This window comes from Denitrobacterium detoxificans, from assembly GCF_001643775.1.
In the GTDB taxonomy this organism is placed as follows: Bacteria; Actinomycetota; Coriobacteriia; order Coriobacteriales; family Eggerthellaceae; genus Denitrobacterium; species Denitrobacterium detoxificans.
Genome location: NZ_CP011402.1, coordinates 770,439 through 787,697 on the forward strand (window position 1 = coordinate 770,439; position 17,259 = coordinate 787,697).

Genomic DNA, 17,259 nt, shown 5'->3' on the forward strand with positions numbered 1-17,259 from the left:
AAGGACATTCGGCTAGATGATTCGAGTCATCGTTGTTGACGACGATCCGTTCGTGTGCGCTTCCCTGAAGACGATTCTTGGGGCGCAGCAGGATATCGAGGTCGTGCAGGTTGGCTCCTCGGGCGAGGAGGCCATTGCGCTGTATGGGGAACATGCTCCCGACGTACTGCTCATGGACATTCAGATGGCTCAGGGCGACGGCCTGAGCGCTGCTGAGCGTATCTTGGCGGATCACCCCGATGCGCGCGTGCTCTTCCTTACTACTTTTGCCGACGACGACTACATCGTTCGCGCGCTGCATCTGGGCGCGAAGGGCTATCTCATCAAGCAGAACGTGACCGACATTGCGCCCGCCGTGCGTGCCGTTGCCGCAGGTCAGAACGTGCTGGGCGATGAAGTTGTTGGCCATATCACGCGCGCGTCGAACGGCCATCCCTCGGGCGAGGCGCTTTCCAAGTTGGGGCTTACCGAACGCGAGGTAGAGGTGGTTGAGCTTGTTGCCCAGGGACTCGACAATCACGAGATTGCTGCCCAGCTGTTCATGGGGGAAGGCACGGTTCGCAATCACATTAGCTCTATCCTGCAAAAGCTCCAGTTGAAGAACCGCACGCAGATCGCCGTCATGTACTATCGCTGCGCCGAGTAATCGGGGTTTTGGCTTCTTGCTGATGACGGTTCCCAGACCCTTGTGCTGCTGTATACTGAGACAACTGTTTACTTAGGGTCTTGAGGGTAAGTTAGAATGGAAATCCGCAAAGTCCGCTTCATCGAGCCAGGTGCGCCGCCGTATCGTCGGTCGCTCTTGAACCTGTTTGTCTACGATCGCTATATCCGCAACCCGTCAACGGGCCTTATGACGTTGGCCACCATCGTGCAACGTCAGGTACCCGATACGCTCATGTATAGCGAGTCGATTTCGAAGGTTCGGTGGGACGACTGCTACGACGCGGATGTCGTCTTCATTGGCGCTTTTACTTTTGCGGCTCCGCGCGGATACGCCATTGCCGACAAGATTCGCCGTCACTCCAAGGCCGTCGTGGTCATAGGTGGGTTGCATGCCACGGCATGCCCCGAGGAAGCGGCAAAGCATGCCGATTACGTGTTGCTGGGAGAAGGCGACGAAACGATCCTGTCGTTCCTGGATGCCCTGCGGGCGGACCAGGTACCCTCCTTCGATGGCATTGCGCGCTTCGACGAGGACGGCGTGCTGCACGATGCCGGCATGCCCAAGCCGCCGCACGACATCGACACCATTCCCAATCGCCATCTGGTGTGGAACTACCACAAGATGGCTGGTCACAATACGTTGTGGGGCCAGGTGCATGCGTCGCGCGGATGCCCGTACAACTGCGATTACTGCGCGCTTGTTCGCCTGTATGGCCGCAGGGTGCGCACGCGCAGCCCGCAGAACGTGGTGGAAGATATTAGGCAGTGCATCGCCTTTCACGACGAGGGGCGCCATCGCATTGCCACCATGCTCTGGCTTACCGACGACAACTTCTTCGCCGATAGGGAATGGGCCCTTTCGGTGCTCGATGCCATCATCGAGAGTGACATCGATTACCGCTTCACCATTCAGGCGCGCTACGAGGTGGGCCTAGATGACGAGATGCTCGAGCGCTTGGCCAAGGCGGGCTTCGTGGAGCTGTCGCTGGGCATTGAGTTCATCGACGACGATTCCTTCCAGGAGTTCCACAAGCGCAGCACCACCAGCGAAATCGAGCGGGCCATCGCGAACATCCACGCGCACGGCATCCGCGCGCGTGGCCTGTTCATTTTCGGCGCGCCGGGCGACCGTCCGGGCGTGGGGAAGGCGGTGGCCAACTTCGCCATCGAAAACGGCATCCAGGGCATGCTGCTCCAGTCGATGTACTTCATTCCCGGCACGCCGGTCTACGATCGCTTCAAGGGCGACTTGCTGCACACGAACTGGGAGAAATGCGTGGGCAACGTGGTTCATCGGCCGCGCGACATCACGCCTCGCCAGCTGCAGCGCGAGATGATCATCTGCAGCAAGACGTACTATTCGTGGCGTCGCCTGTTCCATTCGCTCGCTCATCTGCCAGAAGAACTCGCCCGCGAACAGCACGCGACCGTGGCATCGATCGCGTGCTGTTCGCGGGCGAGTTCTTCTGGCAGATGAGCGAGCGTTCGCGCTACCGTCGCGAGCTGCGTAATCTACCTGACGCGTAAGCTAGCCTTTTCGATTGGGTGTTGTTGTTCGTTGGCGTTGTCGCGGATGAGCGAAATGAGCGCGTCTTGCGAATCGATGGCAAGCTTCGCGTAGATATGCTTGGTATGCGTTTTGGCCGTGCTGGGCGAAATGAAAAGCATCTTGGCTATATAGGGGCGACTGTACCCCTTTGCCAGATATTCGAGCACTTCGAGTTCGCGGGGAGTGAGCCCGTACTTCTCGGCGAGCGTCGCGATGGAAAGCGTGTTCTCCTTCAGGCTCTTTGAATCGACCGCATTGGCTCCGCCGGATGGCATGGGATGGTAGCGAACGATGTGGCGCGCGATTGCCACGGTTGCTACGGCAACGATGATTCCCAGGTTGAACAATTCGATGATGGCGAGCGTATCGCCGGAAAACAGCGGCCCTTGCATTTCCCCGGCGAAGGAAGTGACGACCCATGCCGTAAGGTAGAAGGGGATGATCTGGAAAGAGTATTCGATCAAAGCGAACGACGTAGGGGCCGTCTTCGTCATCTTTCGGTACGAAGAGAGCTGGAACATGTTCTGGGCGATCCAGACGACTTCGGTCATTACTACGAACACGCGCGTCATCGAGGCGACGTCCTGGGAGTAGAAGCATATTGCCGCAAGGATGGAAACGAGGAGGGGCATCGATATGATTGAATACGATGATGCCCTTCCATCGAAGAAGAACCAAGATCCGATGAGGCCTATTGCAAGCGTTGCAATGCAGAGGGCGGCGATGGGCATTTCGAAGAGGGTTATGGGTTGGGCAAGCGACGATAGCCCCACGACCGATCCCAGGAAGAGGCCGTATAGCATGCGCGAACCGAAAAAGAGCAAGCGCGTGCGCCTTACCGCGTCTGTTGACGTGCGCGAAATGGCGTCAGACTCACGTACGTTGTCGTAAGAGTGGCTCGAATCGTCGTTGGAAGATACGGATGTTTCCACGACGATGTTCAAAATGCAGGATGCGAGCCCAATCGCAATGGTGAGGATGAGGGCGCATGGACCGTCAAGGCAGAACGACATCATGAAGATGAGCATGGACAAGGCGATTGACGCAGCGGCAATCTTGGATGACTCCGAATCGTCGCTGAGCGATATATGCGTGTTCCACTGGAAGTTAATGGCAAGCGTGGTGATTCGTCCGATTGTCGCGTAAGCCAAGAGCAGTCCGCTTGGGGGTATCGTGCCAGATGCCTCGTTTTGCCAGAAGAGCAAAACGAGTCCGCCCCATATCAGCATGAGGCAAAGCGTTGCTATCGATATGCCCGTTCGGACGGTCTGATCATTCATTGGCTTAACAAGCAGCGTCATGAGCAATGCTATGATGGCGCATATGGCAAATGAAGTAGAGTCGATGTATGACACTCCGGTTATGGAGCTGATTCGATCGGACAGCGAAAGCATGAGAACGCTCAACGCGCATGCTTTGCCAGTGGTGATTAGGATGATGCGCATCGAATTGCGCATGACAGTGGTGCTCATGTAACGTTCCCTCCCCTTGGTTAGTTTAGCGAGGGTCGACGCTTCCTTCAAACGATCCTACCTGGGAAAAGGGCAAAATACCACCTAAGGTGGTAGCGCATTTGCCCCCTGGGGAGTGAATACTTATGCCCATGGCGCTCCTAGAGTTTCACTTGGCCAAAAGGTCAAATGGATTTTAGGAAGGGATACAAGAATGCTTGAAAATGTTTCACGCAGGAGCTTTCTGACTGGCGCGGGAATGCTTGCGGCGGGTAGCGCGGCAGCGGGTCTCATGGGCTGCTCTTCGACCGCTCACGGAGCCAAGAAGTCTTCGGATGCGCAGGACGATTCTGCCGATGCCGCCACGACGGCGGAACAGCCTTGGCAGAAGGCGCCTTCGCCCATCAGCCCGGATCAGGTTTCCGAGGAAATCGATTGCGAGGTTCTGATTCTGGGCCTTGGTTCGACTGGCGTTCCTGCCACGGTGTACGCTGCGGCATCCGGCGCGGATGTTGTCGCCCTTACGGCTACTGGCACGCCCGAAGGCGAGGGTGCGTATATTGGTGCTTACAATTCTCCTCTCAACGAGAAGTATGGCATTGAGTATGATGCTGCCGCTCTTCGCGCCTCCTATGCATATTGGGGTCAGGGTTCCAACAACGGCGATGTGACTGGCACCATTTGGGATCGCTCGGGCAAGGCCGTGCATTGGTTTGCCGAGTATTGCAAGGATGTTTGGCCTTACGAGTGCGGCCCCGATAACGAAATCGACGAGGGCATTCATAAGCGCACGACCGCTACGCATATGGTCTACGTGTTCCCCGATCCGAACGAAACGCAGGAACAGTATCGCGTGTACAGGGGGTTCCCCAAGTTCCTGAAGGCCGCTGTGGACAAGGCCGAGAGCAAGGGTGCTCGCGTTTACTATTCCACCCCTGCCCAGCAGCTCATTCGCGAAAATGACAACACCGGTCGCGTGACGGGTGCATATGGCCTGAAGGAAGACGGTAGCTACATCAAGGTGAACGCCTCCAAGGGCGTCTTGCTTGCTACGGGCGACTTCCATCAGAACGATGCGATGCTTCAGGATTGGCTTCCCTGCATGACGGGCGATCTGACTTCGCGCAATCCCTACGGCGCCGCTCAGGGCGATGGCCAGAAGATGGCTTGGTGGATTGGCGCTGGCAAGGACACGGGCCCGTTCGACATTGGTCTGTGCTGGCCCCATGACTTCGAGTTCGTTGAGAACTCTCCTTCTCGTTGGGGCACGAAGCCGTGGCTTCGCGTAAACATTGCCGGCGAACGCTACACGAACGAGACGCTGGCTACGCATGAGTGGTATTCCACCAGTCCCATGTGCCTCGCCGATGTGAAGCAGCCGGGTCATACGGGTTATCAGATTTGCGACAGCAAGTTCGGTCAGATTCTCGATGGCGATGAGAGCGAAATCGCAATTTTCAACGACTGTGTCTCTCGCGGCGTCATCTATTCCGCCAATACGCTCGAAGAGCTGGCTGACAAGGTTGGCTTCACGAATAAGAAGCGCTTCCTCGAAACCGTTGCTCGCTACAACGAGGTGTGCGCTGGTGGGAGCGATATCGACTTCGGCATCCCCGCGGAGTTCCTTTCGAAGACCTCGGTCACGGAACCCCCGTTCTACTGCATGCATCGCGAGGTTCTCAAGCAGTGGACCGACGGTGGCGTAAATACCAATCGCTATGGCCAGGTGCTCGACGATGATCGTGAGCCCATCGAGGGCCTGTATGCGGCTGGCAACATCCGTTCGGGCCTTTGCAGCACGCATTACCTGTGGAAGTCGTTCGGCAGCAATAAGCTCAATGCCGTTACCGGTGGCATGCTGTGCGTGAAGCACATGCTTGGCACGTGGGACGAAGACTTCGAAATCTAGGACAATACCTTCCCTCCCTTTCAATGAAGGCCCAGCTTCTCCCGCTGGGCCTTCGTGTTGTTGCCTATAGCTTCACCAGTCCGCACTTCGCGCCGTAGGCGTATATGGCGCAGGGGCCTTGCAAGGGGAAGTCGGCCGTTGCCTCTTGCTCGGGGTAGAGGCGCTTGATGCGCACCAGGTCGTCGCCCACGGCCGCAATGAACGATAGGTGGTCGTCCTTCGTCATGGGGTGGGGGATGGTTACATGCTGGCGGCCATCCATGGTCTCAACGCTGGCTTCGAGGGTGCCTTCATCCTGCTTGGCGGGAAGCGGGTCGAGCGGGTTGCCGCAGCAGCCTACGACCGCCTCTCCCATCGACCAGACGATGTTTCCGCAGTCGGGGCATGCGTAGAAGACGCTGCGTTTCGCGTTCGCCGATGCATTTTCGTTCGTGGTGTCCTTCCAGCGCTTCAGCGTGGGCATGACGGCACCCATGAACGAGACGGCCTCTTCCTGCGTGTAACCCGTGGCCTCCATGAGATAGGGAACGTTGCGTTCGATGAGGTCGTCGAGGCCAGGGCTCGTGAACTCTCCGTCTTTGTAGCACCAGGCGCAGTAGTCACGGTTTTCCGATCCGTCGGCGTTCGTGCCGAAGGGCATGTTCGGAACGCTGAAGGGCGTGCCGCAGCATTGGCAGGCAGGTTCGTCGGGAAGGCCAAGCAAGTCTACGACGGGAATACCCAGTACGCTTGCAAGCAGCTTTCGCATGTCGATGCTCGGCTCGCTATCGCCGTTTTCCCAGCGGCTCACGGCCTGGCGGGTTACGTACACTTTCGCGGCGAGCTGCTCTTGCGTATATCCTGCTTCTTGGCGTGCGGCTTTCAGTGCTTCGCTCGGTGTCATGATGCTCTCCTTTCCCTGTGTTGCTTCAAGCATACGGGCGGGAGAGGGCGAAGTCACGCAATGAATGATTGCGTTCGCCTGCACGCCCTTTAACGGAAAACGCCTCCCGGCTCGTGCGAGCGGAAGGCGTTCGTGTGGTGCGCTATGCGTGCGGCGTCCTACGAGTCGAAGAACTCCAGGCCGTTGTCGAGCGTGAGTCGTTCGGTCATGGGGTAGTCGAAGATGAGGCTCTTATCGGCGCCCTCCAGGTACTCCACGAATTTGGCGGCTTCCCACTTGGCCATGGGCAAATCGTGCATGAGGTAGTTGCCGCAGTTCTCGGGCTGGGCACCGGGCACCTCGCCTTCGAAGTCGCGCATGTACTTGAACGATTCAAGGATGATATCGAACATGTCGCGCGAGGAGGGGTGGCCCTTCACGATGATGTAGAAGCCGGTAAGGCAGCCCATGGGGCCCCAGTAGACCAGCTTGTCGTTCCATTCGGCGTGATTGCGCAGGTAGGTGGCAATCACGTGCTCCATGGTGTGCATGGCGGCAGGGGCAACGGCGGGTTCGGCGTTCGGCTTCTTCACGCGAATGTCGAACGTGGTGACCGTTTCGCTACCCAGCGTATCCACGCGGCTTTCGAAAATGCCGGGGACGATGCGATTGTGGTCCACGGAAAAGCTCGGGATCAGATCCATGCTTGTGTCCTCCTTCGAATTGAATCGTGTTCCTGTTGCATAGTAAGCCGTAAGTGGGCTGTTTGGAACGAGAAGTTACGAAATCGGCGGCAATTCCAAGTGTTTGGCTAGGAATTACCGCCGAGATAGCGTGTGCTTACATGTCGAACAGCGTCATGCGGTCGCCGTCGGAAATAACGATGCCCGGGGAAGGCAGCTTGGCGACGACGAAGTGCGAGGCGTCCGCTTCCGCTCCCAGGAATTCCGCGGGTTCGCCCACGGCGATGATCTCGCGACCGTTCTTGCAGGTGAAGGCAACCAAGCCCTGGGTGTTGTTGGTGGTCTTCGTCTTCAGCAGCGAGGTGTTGAACGTGATCATACGGTTGTCGTTGGAAAGCAGCGTGACGTCCTGATCTTCGGAGAGAATGATGGCGCCGATGAGCGGGCTGCCCACGTAGATGGCGTTCTTCAGCTTCTTGCGGTTCTGCTTGGTCTTGTAGCCAGCGAGCGCCACGCGTGCGGCGCGGCCATTGCGGAACAGGTAGAGCACATCGTTGCTGTAGTCGCCCGGGTCGAGCACGTGGATGATGTTCTCTCCGTCTTCCAGCTCTAGCTCGGTGGGCAGGAAGGTGCCCAGGTCGGCCGATTTCGTGTCGGAAAGGGTGCTGACCTTCAGCTTGTAGCACTGGCTCTTGTCGGTGAGCACCATGAGCTCGTTCTTGTTTGCCGACGGGAATTCCAGCCACACGGAGTCGCTGTCCTTGTACTTTAGGTCGGCGCCGGAACGAAGCACGCGGTCGGTGAGCTTCTTCAGGTATCCTTCCTTCGAAACCATGATGGTAACGGGGTAGTCCTCGATTTCGGGCTCCAGGGAAACCTCGACGATTTCCTCGGCGGCCACGATGCCCGTCTTACGCGGCGTGACGTACTTCTTGTTGATGGCGGCCAGCTCGTCGTAGATGACCTTCTTGACGTTCTTGTCGCTGCTCAGGATCTCGTTCAGCTTGGCGATTTCCTCGTCGAGCGTTTCGATGTCCTTGGTGCGGTTCAGGATGTACTCGCGGTTGATGTTGCGCAGCCTAATGTTTGCCACGTATTCGGCCTGCACCTGGTCGATGTTGAAGCCCTTCATGAGGTTGGGCACAACGTCAACTTCCAGCTCGGTGTGGCGGATGATGTCCACGGCCTTGTCGATGTCGAGCAAGATGGCTTCCAGGCCGTGCAGCAGGTGCAGCTTCTCGGTCTTCTTGTTCAGGTCGAACTGCACGCGGCGACGTGTTGACTGCACGCGCCAGGCAACCCATTCGGTAAGGATCTCACGCACGCCCATGACCTTGGGGTAGCCGTCTACCAGCACGTTAAAGTTGCAGCTGAAGGTATCCTGCAGCGTGGTCATCTGGAACAGCTTGCCCATCAGCTGCTCGGGGTCGGTGCCGCGCTTCACGTCGATGGCAATACGTAGACCGGAAAGGTCGGTCTCGTCGCGGATGTCGGAAATCTCGCGCACTTTGCCTTCCTTGGAAAGCTTGATGATGCGGTCGATGATGACGTCGGTCTTGGTGGTGTACGGAATCTCGTAGATTTCGATGATGCGCTCGTCGGGCAGGTAGCGCCAACGGGAACGCAGCTGGAAGCCACCCAGACCCGTGTTGTACACGCGCTCCATTTCCTCGCGCTTGTAGATGAGCTCGCCGCCCGTGGAGAAGTCGGGGGCGGGCATGCTCTGGAACAGGTCGTAGTCGGGGTCCTTCAGGAAGTGCATGGTGGCATCGCAGACTTCGTTTAGGTTGAAGCCGCAGATGTCGCTTGCCATGGCAACGCCAATGCCCTTGTTTGCGGAAACGAGCACGTTGGGGAATGCGGTGGGCAGCAGGCGCGGTTCTTGCATGGCGCCGTCGTAGCTGTCCACGAAGTCCACTGGGTCCTTGTCGATGTCCTTGAAGACCTCGGCGCAGATGGGGGAGAGCTTTGCCTCGGTATAACGCGAGGCCGCGTAGCTTAGGTCGCCCGAATAGTACTTGCCGAAGTTGCCCTTGGACTCCACGAAGGGCGTGAGCAGAGCTTCGTTGCCCGAGGCCAGACGCACCATCGTCTCGTAGATGGCGGCGTCGCCGTGCGGGTTCAATTTCATGGTCTGGCCCACGATGTTGGCGCTCTTCTGGCGGGCGCCATTCAGCAGGCCCATCTTGTACATGGTGTAGAGCAGCTTGCGGTGCGAGGGCTTGAAGCCGTCGATTTCGGGGAACGCACGAGACACGTTGGTGCTCATGGCGTACGGCATGTAGTTGACCTCGAGCGTTTGGGTGATGGGCTGTTCCAGCACCTCGGAATGCAGGCCGATGACGTTCGGGTTGTCTACGTGCTTCTTTTTGGGAGTGGATTTCTTCTTGCTAACAGCCATGACGCCTCCTTACTGCAGATCCAGCTGGTCGAGATACTCTTTGCCGTGTTCGGCGATGTGCTTCTTGCGACCCGCATCGTCGTTGCCCAGCAGCAGGTTGAACATGTGCTCCATCTGCTCCACGTCTTCCGGAAGCACCTTGATGAGGCGGCGCGTATCCGGGTTCATGGTGGTGAGCCACATCATGTCGGGGTCGTTCTCACCAAGACCCTTGGAGCGGTTGATCGAGCACTTCTGGTCGCCGATTTCCTCCAGGATCTTGTTCTTTTCCATGTCGGTGTAGGCGAAGTACGTCTTCTCCTTGCAGTTGATCTCGTACAAGGGCGATTCGGCGATGAAGACGTAGCCCTCGCGAATGAGCGTGGGCACCAGGCGGTAGAGCATGGTCAGGATGAGCGTGCGGATGTGATAGCCGTCGACGTCGGCGTCTGTGCAGATGATGACCTTGTTCCAGTTCAGGTTTTCCAGGTCGAAGGTGCCCAGGTTCTTCAGGCGCTTGTCGTTTACCTCTACGCCGCAGCCCAGCACGCGCAGCAGGTCCATGATGATTTCCGACTTGAAGATGCGCGGGTAGTCTTCCTTTAGGCAGTTCAGGATCTTACCGCGAACGGGCATGACGCCCTGGAACTCTGCATCGCGCGAAGTGCGGCAAGCGCCCGCTGCAGAGTCGCCCTCTACGATGTAGACTTCGCGGCGCGTGCGGTCCTTCGAGCGGCAGTCGATGAACTTCTGCACGCGGTTGGCCATGTCGGTCTTCTGCTGCAGGTTCGTCTTGATGCTCTGGCGCGTCTTTTCCGCATTCTCGCGCGAGCGCTTGTTGATGAGCACCTGCTCGACGATCTTGTCGGCCTGCGTCTTGTTCTCGATCAGATAGGTTTCCATCTGCTCTTTGATGAAGGCGGTCATGGCCTGCTGGATGAACTTGTTGTTGATGGCCTTCTTGGTCTGGTTCTCGTAGCTGGTCTGCGTCGAGAAGCAGTTGGTCACCAGTACCAGGCAGTCCTGAACGTCTTGCCACTTGATGGTGCTTTCGTTCTTCTTGTACTTGCCCGCCTTCTTGATGGCTCCGTCGATGGCGCTGGTGAATGCGCTGCGCGCTGCCTTCTCGGGCGAGCCGCCGTTTTCCAGCCACGAGGAGTTGTGGTAGTACTCCTGCAGCTGCATGCCGCGCGAGAAGCAGAAGCATGCGGTGATCTTCACGTTGTAGTCGGGCAGGTCGTCACGGTCGCGACCGCGGCGGTTCGTTTCGATGAAGAACGGCTCGGTCAGGTAGTCGTGATTGGTCTTTTCCAGGATGTAGTCTTCGATGCCCTTGGGGTAGCAGTATTCCTGCTCCTCGAAACCATCGATGCCCTCTACGCGCAGGCGGAACGTGACGTTGGCGTTTACCACGGCCTGACGGCGCAGCGTTTCCTCGAACCATTCGCGCGGAATGTCGATGGCGGTGAAGACTTCCAGGTCGGGGCGCCATTTGATGGTGGTGCCCGAACGTTTCTCGTCGGTGGGCTCTACGTTCAGGGCCTTCTTCTTCGAGCCAATGACCTTGCCCTTTGCGAAGTGCAGGTCGTATTTGTTGCCTTCACGCCATACGGTTACGTCCATGTATTCGGAAGCGTATTGCGTGGCGCAGGAACCCAGGCCGTTGGTGCCCAGGGAGTAGTCGTAATCGCCGCCGTCGTTGTTGTCGTACTTGCCGCCGGCATAGAGTTCACAGAACACCAGTTCCCAGTTGAATCGCTTTTCGCTGGGGTTCCAGTCGAGCGGGCAACCACGGCCGTTGTCCTCTACCTGAATGGAGCCATCTGCGAATTTGGTAACCGTGATGAGGTTGCCATAGCCCTGGCGGGCTTCGTCGACCGAGTTGGACAGGATTTCGAATACCGCATGCGCGCATCCGTCGAGGCCGTCGGATCCAAAGATGACCGCGGGGCGCATGCGCACGCGCTGCTCGTCTTTGAGCTGGCGAATGCTGTCATTGCCATAGCTTGCCGTGCTTTTTGCCATAGTGTCGCTTTCGTATCGAGTGTGATTCTGTGCTGGCGGCGCCGATTGCGTTTGACCAGACGCACGCGCCGCAAATCAATAATGATACTCAAAGCTGCTTCGTTGGGTAAATAAAATACACTTCTCCCATACGCCACGGGGGAGAACGCCCTGATTTTGGAACGCTCGAGTATTGCCCTTCTGCATCAAATCTTCATATGCCATTTCATCAAGTTAGGCTAGACTAACCACAAAAGCGTTACCGGGAATCATGCGTGCTTCTGATTCCCAATTCTCTGTTCGACCTACGGGTATTGCATGCTACGGGGTCCTTGGTTTTGTCTTGCCTCGCCGCGTGCAAGAAAGGGTGAGATGGATATGTCGTATTACGATTCGGTACGAGATAGGTCTGTTGTCCAGATGGTGAGGGATGCCCTCGCGTGGCCCGATAACGATGTCGTGGCCATATTCCCTTCGGGGGAGCTCACGCGAGATGTGCTCGCGCAACGCTGCGACGCCTTGCGCGACGAGCTCGTGGGAAGGGGCGTGCGGCCGCAATCACGTGTGGCCTACGTGGGAAATCCCGATGCGTGCATCATGATTGCCCAGTTCGCGATAGCTTTGGCGGGCGGCGTGCCCGTGCCTCTGCCCGAGCGCAGCTCCCAGGATGCCTGGGCAGACCTTGTTAGCGTAACGGGCGCTTCATTCGTCGTGTGCGAGACGGGGCGGCGCGATAGGGTTGCCAGCATGATGGAGGATCGAGGGCTTGTGCTCCCCGTCATCGAGGTTGCTCCCGATGGAACCCTGGTGAGCCCCCTGGGTGCTCAGCCATGCAGCGATTACGAATGCACGCCTTCCGACTTGGCCGAAGTCGTGCTGAGCTCGGGTAGCACGGGAACTCCGAAGGCGTTCGCCTTCACCCAGGACGTGGAATACTATTTCGTCTCCACGTGGTTGCAGATATATGGCGAGCGGGAAGGGGGCCGCTTCCTTTCCGTGGGCCTTTCCGGTTGCATGCACTCGCTGCTTTCGTGCCTGCTGCGTCGCGAAGTGTTTGTGGCCTATGCGGCTCCCATGACGGCTGCCGATTTCGCGCGGACCATCGAGCGTCATCGCATCACCGATGCGTTCGTTCCTCCGTTCATTTTGGATGATCTAGCCGATCTCTATATCGAGGGCGATATCGACTTCTCGTCGCTGCAACGCATTGCTTATGCGGGGCAAGCCATGCCTGCTTCGGAAAAACAAGCCATTGCGCAGAAGGTGGATTGCGAACTCGTTCAATTCTACGGGAATACGGAAAGCGGCCTTCTGGCCTGCTTGGGTCCCGACGATCACCGTTCGGGTGATGTGGGTATTCTTGCTTCGGCGGGCGTTCCCTTCTCCAACTTGGGCACGTGCATTCAGGTGTGGGACTTCAATACGGGCGAGCCGCTGGGCGCGGGCGCTATCGGGCGGGTCATGGTGCGCGGTCGCGGCGTCACGCGCAGGATCATGGGCGCTGACGCCGATTTCATGGTCGTGGATGGGTGGCGCGATACGGAAGACGCTGGCTACCTGGATGAATCGGGGCGCTTGTACGTGAAGGGGCGCGCGTGCGATGCCCTTGCGGGGCGCGATGGCGTCCTGTTCGCTATCGACATCGAGGGGAGCGTTCTTTCCCATTCGGCCGTGTCGGCTGGGTCCGTCCAGGTGGTTGCCGATGCTGCCGGAGCCAAGCATGTCTTCGCATGGGTTGAACTGGCGTCGGGTGAAAACCTGCAGCCCGAGCTCTTTGCGATCGGGCTCGCGCGTGATTGCGGCATTTCGGAATCCCTGGTTCATGTGACGGTGCTTGATGAGATTCCGCGCTTGCCCCGTCCTCCGTACAAGGTTGACAAGTCATTGCTGAAGGGCGAGGCCCTTGCGGTTTTGAATGGAACGATGAGCGCTACGGCGTAGGAAGGGTGATTTGCATGTCGTTACGCGATGGCGTCATCGATGGCGATCTTCAAACGTATTATCGATCGTTGCTCGAGGAAGCGGGTGACGATGAGGTCTTCGTGACCCAATCTGGCAGCTATTCGGGGGTGCAGGCGCTTGGGCTCTGCGAGGGCATTCGCGACGAGCTCATTCGCCGCGGGTTCAAACCGAACGAATACTGCGCATATGGTGGCAGCGATGATATTGGCATGGTTGCAGCGGCGTTTGGCATTGCGCTGGCAGGCGGTGCCTCGTTCGGGCTGCAGAATTACGTAGGTGCCGATAGCTGGACGCGCTTCATTCGCGATACGGGCGCGCGGTTCGTGGTATGCGAGTCGTTCATCGTCGAAAAGCTGCGCGATCGTCTGCTCGAGGCTGGATGCGAAGTTGAATTCATCGAGATAACGGCCCAAGGTAGCATTCTGGCGCCTACGGGGAGCGAAGCCTTCGAGGACCGTCATGTTTCCTACGACGATGCTTCTGTCGTGCGGTTTACGGCGGGGCGTGCGGGGGCGGCCCAGGGTATCGTGCTTTCCCATAGAGCGCAGTTCTATTCGCTCGCGAAGATGGCGGCGGTCTATGGGCAGCGAGAGCGGGGACGCTACTTGCAGCTTACTCCCACGACCGACGTGCAGGGCATTGGCATGTTGGTTGCGGCGCTCTTCCGGCGCGAGACGGTCATCATCTATTGGGGCAAGCCAACTACCGAGGGCATCGTGCGCGCCATGGAGCAGCACCGCATCACCGATCTGTTCTTGCCCTCTTCGCAGATGGTGAAGCTGGCGCGAAGCGATGCGGCTGCTATGGCCGACCTTTCGGCACTGGATCGTTTCGTGTACGGTGGCCAGAAGGTCAGTGCCGAGGACATCATGGATGCGTACGACTTGCTCGATTGTGACTTTGCGCAGATTTATGGCTCAACCGAAACGGGTTTGCTCATGTGGCTTTCCCCCGAAGACCATCGCAAGGGCGATTCGAAGGTGTTCGATTCGGCTGGCGTGAAGGTGCCTTTCGCGGGCACGGAAGTCATCGTGCAGGATCCGCGCACGGGCGAGGAGATGCCTCCGGGCGAAGTGGGCCACGTGGTTACCAAGAACCCCAGCGTATGCGTGCAAACGCTGGGCTATGACGCCCCTGTTGAAGTGGTTGATGGCTGGCGCGATACGCTGGATCAGGGGTATTTCGACGAAGAGGGGTACTTGCATATTGTAGGCGTCTCGCGGGACGTTATCTTGTACCGCGGATTCGTCATGTACGCGTTCGACGTGGAAAAGGTGCTTCTGGACATGGATGGCGTGCGTGCCGCGGTGGCTCATCCCATTTCCGATGCTGCCGATGGCGAGCACATCTTCGTCTGGGTGGCGCTCGACGAGGGCGTGCAGTACACCGAAGAGCAGCTGGGGAGCGAGCTCGAGGTCGTGCGCGGTCCCTGGTATCGTCCGTCGCGCATTCAAATTGTCGACGAGATTCCCGACCGAGACGCGTCGGGAGCGTACGATAAGCAGAAGCTGAGAGAACGTGCAGAGGCGATCATGGCCCAGTAAGGGCGAGCGTTCGTGGAGAGGCTCCTTCGGGAGCCTCTTTTTTGCGTTACCTGGCGAAATAACGGCTGTGATTGCGGGTGGTGGCAAGCGTTTGGGCGAATGCTTGACAGTTCATTCTTACGTGTGCATACTGTGTATGTAGCGTATATACACTATACCCGGTGCGAGACGTCAATCCGGGCAGTGCGCGAGCGGCGTGTCGCTAGCGCGCAGGCGTTTTCAATGGCGCCGTGAAAAAGGAGTAATTGGTTTGGATATTGTCATTTCCAATGCAAGCGATAAGCCCATCTACGAGCAGATCGTATTTCAGCTGAAGGATGCCATTCTGTCTGGTGCGCTTGAACCTGGTTCTTCGCTGCCGTCTATGCGCATGCTGGCCAATCGTCTTCATGTGAGCGTGATTACCACGAAGCGGGCATACGCGGAGCTCGAGGCCCAGGGGTTCATCGATACCGTGCAGGGCAAGGGCAGCTTCGTGGCAGGGGCGAATTTGGAGCTCCTGCGCGAGGAGCGCTTGCGCAGGGTGGAAGAACATCTTGCCGCAGCGCTATCGGATGCGCGCGTGGCTGGGGTCGATGTTGCGGAATTGCACGACATGCTCGATGCGCTTGCCGTGGATGAATAGATGCGAGAGGGTAAGAGGGTGAGTAAAGATGCCTAACCTAATCGAAGGTGCGGGCCTGACGAAGCGATACGACGGGTTCACGCTCGATAACGTGAGCATATCGGTGCCCGAAGGGTACGTTGTGGGCCTTATTGGCAGCAACGGCGCGGGCAAGACCACCATCATCAAGGCGCTGTTGGGCCTGAATCGTCTTGATGGGGGCAAGGTGCGCGCTTTCGGCGAAAGCCCCAAGGGCGGGGCGTGGAAGCGCCGCGTGGGAGTCGTGTTCGATACGTGCGCGTTCGTTCCCACGATGCATGTGTCGGATATAGCGAGTATTGGCAAGGCGGCGTATGCGAACTGGGATGGTCCGGAGTTCAACAGGCTTTTGAACGAGTTCGATATCTCCCCCAAGAAGAAGATCGAAACGCTGTCGCGCGGCATGGGGATGAAGCTATCCCTTGCCTTTGCGCTGGCGCATCATCCCGAGCTGCTTATCTTGGATGAGCCTACCGCGGGCCTCGACCCCATTGCCCGCGACGAGGCCTTGGAATATCTGCGTGAGTTCATGAATGATGAGGGGCGTGGCATTCTCATCTCCAGCCACATTACGTCGGATTTGGAAAAGATCGCCGATCGCATCGTTTGCGTTGATGCGGGGCGCGTGATCTTCTCCAAGGAAAAGGATGACATTTGCGGCAGGGGCGGCGTTGCTCGTTGCGCCGAACGTCAGTTTGCGGCGATTGGCGAAAGCGGGTTCCTGCCCCAGGACGAGTTGTATTACCTGCGGCGCGATTACCAGATCGATGTATTCGTGCCTGACCGCTTTGCGTTCATGCAGGTGTTTCCCGATACGCCGTGCGATCCGATTTCGCTCGACGACTACATGCTCTTGATGTTGAAAGGAGGCGCGCGATGAAAGCGATGCTCGCTTCCGATTTTGCCCAGGTAAAGCGCTTTGTTTTGCAGACGGCTGCCATATGCGCCTGCGTTATCGTCATCATGATCGTCTCGTGCGACAGCCTGATGATGGGCGTGTCGATGGGCGCAGCGGCCATTGCGGTGATGTTGCCCTGCCTCATGACGTATTCAGTGCTTAGCTATGACGAGATGGCCGGCTGGGCGAGGCTGCGCGAGACGCTGCCCTTGTCCAAGCGCGATATCGTTTTCGGTCGCTATGCGGGTGTGCTTGTGGCATCGTTGGCTTCCCTCGCGTTTTCGGTGGCTGTTGCGCTTGCCGCATATGCCGTGATTCCCGCAACGGGGCTTGGAGGGTCCGCATTCGATGCCCAGGCCATGGTTGGGGTGAGTCTTCCCGCGATGGCAGGCCTTGCGGGGGTTGGCGGCATGTCCATCGCTCTCGTTATGCTCTCGGTGATACTTCCCATTGCCATGCGGTTTGGGGTCACGCGTTCCGTGCGCATTCTGCCGCTCGTCTTCGTGTTCGGATTCTGCGCGTTCGCCGGCTTCATGCAGTCGAAGTTCACGCTGGATTTGCTTATGGGCATGACGCCAGTTGTGGCGGGTCTCTCCCTTGCAGTGGGTGCTCTTGCGCTGTTTATCGCAAGCGCGCTGGTTGCTTTGAGGCTCTACGGAGCTCGTGAGTTCTAGCCCCGTTCCCTCCTAGGCGCATGTTTGGCAGGGC

At 58.2% G+C, this 17,259-nt stretch carries 14 protein-coding genes; 9 read left to right on the forward strand and 5 right to left on the reverse strand.

Annotated features, from left to right (window positions below; translation table 11 throughout):
- The first annotated feature begins 16 nt into the window (after positions 1-16).
- Both AAY81_RS03110 and AAY81_RS03115 read left to right on the forward strand, forming a co-directional pair.
- Positions 17-646 carry a response regulator transcription factor gene (locus AAY81_RS03110; RefSeq protein ID WP_066661250.1) on the forward strand — a complete coding sequence of 210 codons (630 nt, stop codon included), beginning with the start codon at positions 17-19 and terminating at the stop codon, positions 644-646.
- A gap of 96 nt (positions 647-742) precedes the next feature.
- On the forward strand, positions 743-2,143 hold the full coding sequence (locus AAY81_RS03115; protein WP_205630841.1) for a B12-binding domain-containing radical SAM protein: 1,401 nt from the start codon (positions 743-745) through the stop codon (positions 2,141-2,143).
- Positions 2,144-2,178: 35 nt separating this feature from the next.
- Here the strand turns inward: AAY81_RS03115 and AAY81_RS03120 are convergent, their stop codons facing one another.
- Complete coding sequence (locus AAY81_RS03120) at positions 2,179-3,495, reverse strand: helix-turn-helix transcriptional regulator (RefSeq protein WP_169815784.1); 1,317 nt, start codon at positions 3,493-3,495, stop codon at positions 2,179-2,181.
- Between the two features lie 19 nt (positions 3,496-3,514).
- Here AAY81_RS03120 and AAY81_RS10515 point away from each other — a divergent pair, with 19 nt between their 5' ends.
- Both AAY81_RS10515 and AAY81_RS03125 read left to right on the forward strand, forming a co-directional pair.
- Positions 3,515-3,691, forward strand: coding sequence for a hypothetical protein (locus tag AAY81_RS10515; protein WP_169815785.1), 177 nt, complete (start codon positions 3,515-3,517; stop codon positions 3,689-3,691).
- 189 nt (positions 3,692-3,880) lie between these two features.
- Entirely contained in the window at positions 3,881-5,575 is a 1,695-nt protein-coding gene (locus AAY81_RS03125; protein WP_066661254.1) for an FAD-binding protein, read from the forward strand.
- Positions 5,576-5,639: 64 nt separating this feature from the next.
- On the opposite strand, the gene AAY81_RS03130 is transcribed toward AAY81_RS03125, so the two are convergent.
- The 4 genes from AAY81_RS03130 to AAY81_RS03145 form a co-directional block, all read right to left on the reverse strand.
- A complete protein-coding gene (locus AAY81_RS03130; RefSeq protein ID WP_066661256.1) occupies positions 5,640-6,458 on the reverse strand; it encodes a zinc ribbon domain-containing protein in 819 nt (272 codons plus the stop codon).
- A 158-nt stretch (positions 6,459-6,616) separates the two neighbouring features.
- Positions 6,617-7,141, reverse strand: coding sequence for an S-ribosylhomocysteine lyase (locus tag AAY81_RS03135; protein WP_066661258.1), 525 nt, complete (start codon positions 7,139-7,141; stop codon positions 6,617-6,619).
- Positions 7,142-7,277: 136 nt separating this feature from the next.
- Complete coding sequence (locus tag AAY81_RS03140; RefSeq protein WP_066661260.1) at positions 7,278-9,521, reverse strand: DNA gyrase subunit A; 2,244 nt, start codon at positions 9,519-9,521, stop codon at positions 7,278-7,280.
- A gap of 9 nt (positions 9,522-9,530) precedes the next feature.
- Entirely contained in the window at positions 9,531-11,525 is a 1,995-nt protein-coding gene (locus tag AAY81_RS03145; protein ID WP_066661261.1) for a DNA gyrase/topoisomerase IV subunit B, read from the reverse strand.
- A 351-nt stretch (positions 11,526-11,876) separates the two neighbouring features.
- On the opposite strand from AAY81_RS03145, the gene AAY81_RS03150 reads away from it, so the two are divergent.
- The 5 genes from AAY81_RS03150 to AAY81_RS03170 all read left to right on the forward strand — a co-directional run bounded on the left by AAY81_RS03150 (position 11,877) and on the right by AAY81_RS03170 (position 17,225).
- A complete protein-coding gene (locus AAY81_RS03150) occupies positions 11,877-13,445 on the forward strand; it encodes a class I adenylate-forming enzyme family protein (RefSeq protein WP_066661262.1) in 1,569 nt (522 codons plus the stop codon).
- A 14-nt stretch (positions 13,446-13,459) separates the two neighbouring features.
- On the forward strand, positions 13,460-15,010 hold the full coding sequence (locus AAY81_RS03155; protein ID WP_066661270.1) for an ANL family adenylate-forming protein: 1,551 nt from the start codon (positions 13,460-13,462) through the stop codon (positions 15,008-15,010).
- 250 nt (positions 15,011-15,260) lie between these two features.
- Positions 15,261-15,635 (forward strand): GntR family transcriptional regulator, encoded by a 375-nt coding sequence (locus tag AAY81_RS03160; RefSeq protein ID WP_066661272.1) that lies wholly within the window; start codon positions 15,261-15,263, stop codon positions 15,633-15,635.
- A 28-nt stretch (positions 15,636-15,663) separates the two neighbouring features.
- Positions 15,664-16,533: an ABC transporter ATP-binding protein gene (locus AAY81_RS03165; RefSeq protein ID WP_066661274.1), complete on the forward strand. Its 870-nt coding sequence runs from the start codon at positions 15,664-15,666 to the stop codon at positions 16,531-16,533.
- Positions 16,530-17,225 carry an ABC-2 transporter permease gene (locus tag AAY81_RS03170; protein ID WP_066661277.1) on the forward strand — a complete coding sequence of 232 codons (696 nt, stop codon included), beginning with the start codon at positions 16,530-16,532 and terminating at the stop codon, positions 17,223-17,225. Before AAY81_RS03165 ends, AAY81_RS03170 begins: the two co-directional genes overlap by 4 nt.
- Positions 17,226-17,259: the final 34 nt, after the last annotated feature.

Bases quoted from the DNA above. Each gene is read 5' to 3' on its own strand.
- AAY81_RS03110 (WP_066661250.1), top strand. From the start codon at position 17: ATGATTCGAGTCATCGTTGTTGACGACGATCCGTTCGTGTGCGCTTCC.
- AAY81_RS03115 (WP_205630841.1), top strand. From the start codon at position 743: ATGGAAATCCGCAAAGTCCGCTTCATCGAGCCAGGTGCGCCGCCGTAT.
- AAY81_RS03120 (WP_169815784.1), bottom strand. From the start codon at position 3,495: ATGAATGATCAGACCGTCCGAACGGGCATATCGATAGCAACGCTTTGC.
- AAY81_RS10515 (WP_169815785.1), top strand. From the start codon at position 3,515: ATGAGCAATGCTATGATGGCGCATATGGCAAATGAAGTAGAGTCGATG.
- AAY81_RS03125 (WP_066661254.1), top strand. From the start codon at position 3,881: ATGCTTGAAAATGTTTCACGCAGGAGCTTTCTGACTGGCGCGGGAATG.
- AAY81_RS03130 (WP_066661256.1), bottom strand. From the start codon at position 6,458: ATGACACCGAGCGAAGCACTGAAAGCCGCACGCCAAGAAGCAGGATAT.
- AAY81_RS03135 (WP_066661258.1), bottom strand. From the start codon at position 7,141: ATGGATCTGATCCCGAGCTTTTCCGTGGACCACAATCGCATCGTCCCC.
- AAY81_RS03140 (WP_066661260.1), bottom strand. From the start codon at position 9,521: ATGGCTGTTAGCAAGAAGAAATCCACTCCCAAAAAGAAGCACGTAGAC.
- AAY81_RS03145 (WP_066661261.1), bottom strand. From the start codon at position 11,525: ATGGCAAAAAGCACGGCAAGCTATGGCAATGACAGCATTCGCCAGCTC.
- AAY81_RS03150 (WP_066661262.1), top strand. From the start codon at position 11,877: ATGGATATGTCGTATTACGATTCGGTACGAGATAGGTCTGTTGTCCAG.
- AAY81_RS03155 (WP_066661270.1), top strand. From the start codon at position 13,460: ATGTCGTTACGCGATGGCGTCATCGATGGCGATCTTCAAACGTATTAT.
- AAY81_RS03165 (WP_066661274.1), top strand. From the start codon at position 15,664: ATGCCTAACCTAATCGAAGGTGCGGGCCTGACGAAGCGATACGACGGG.
- AAY81_RS03170 (WP_066661277.1), top strand. From the start codon at position 16,530: ATGAAAGCGATGCTCGCTTCCGATTTTGCCCAGGTAAAGCGCTTTGTT.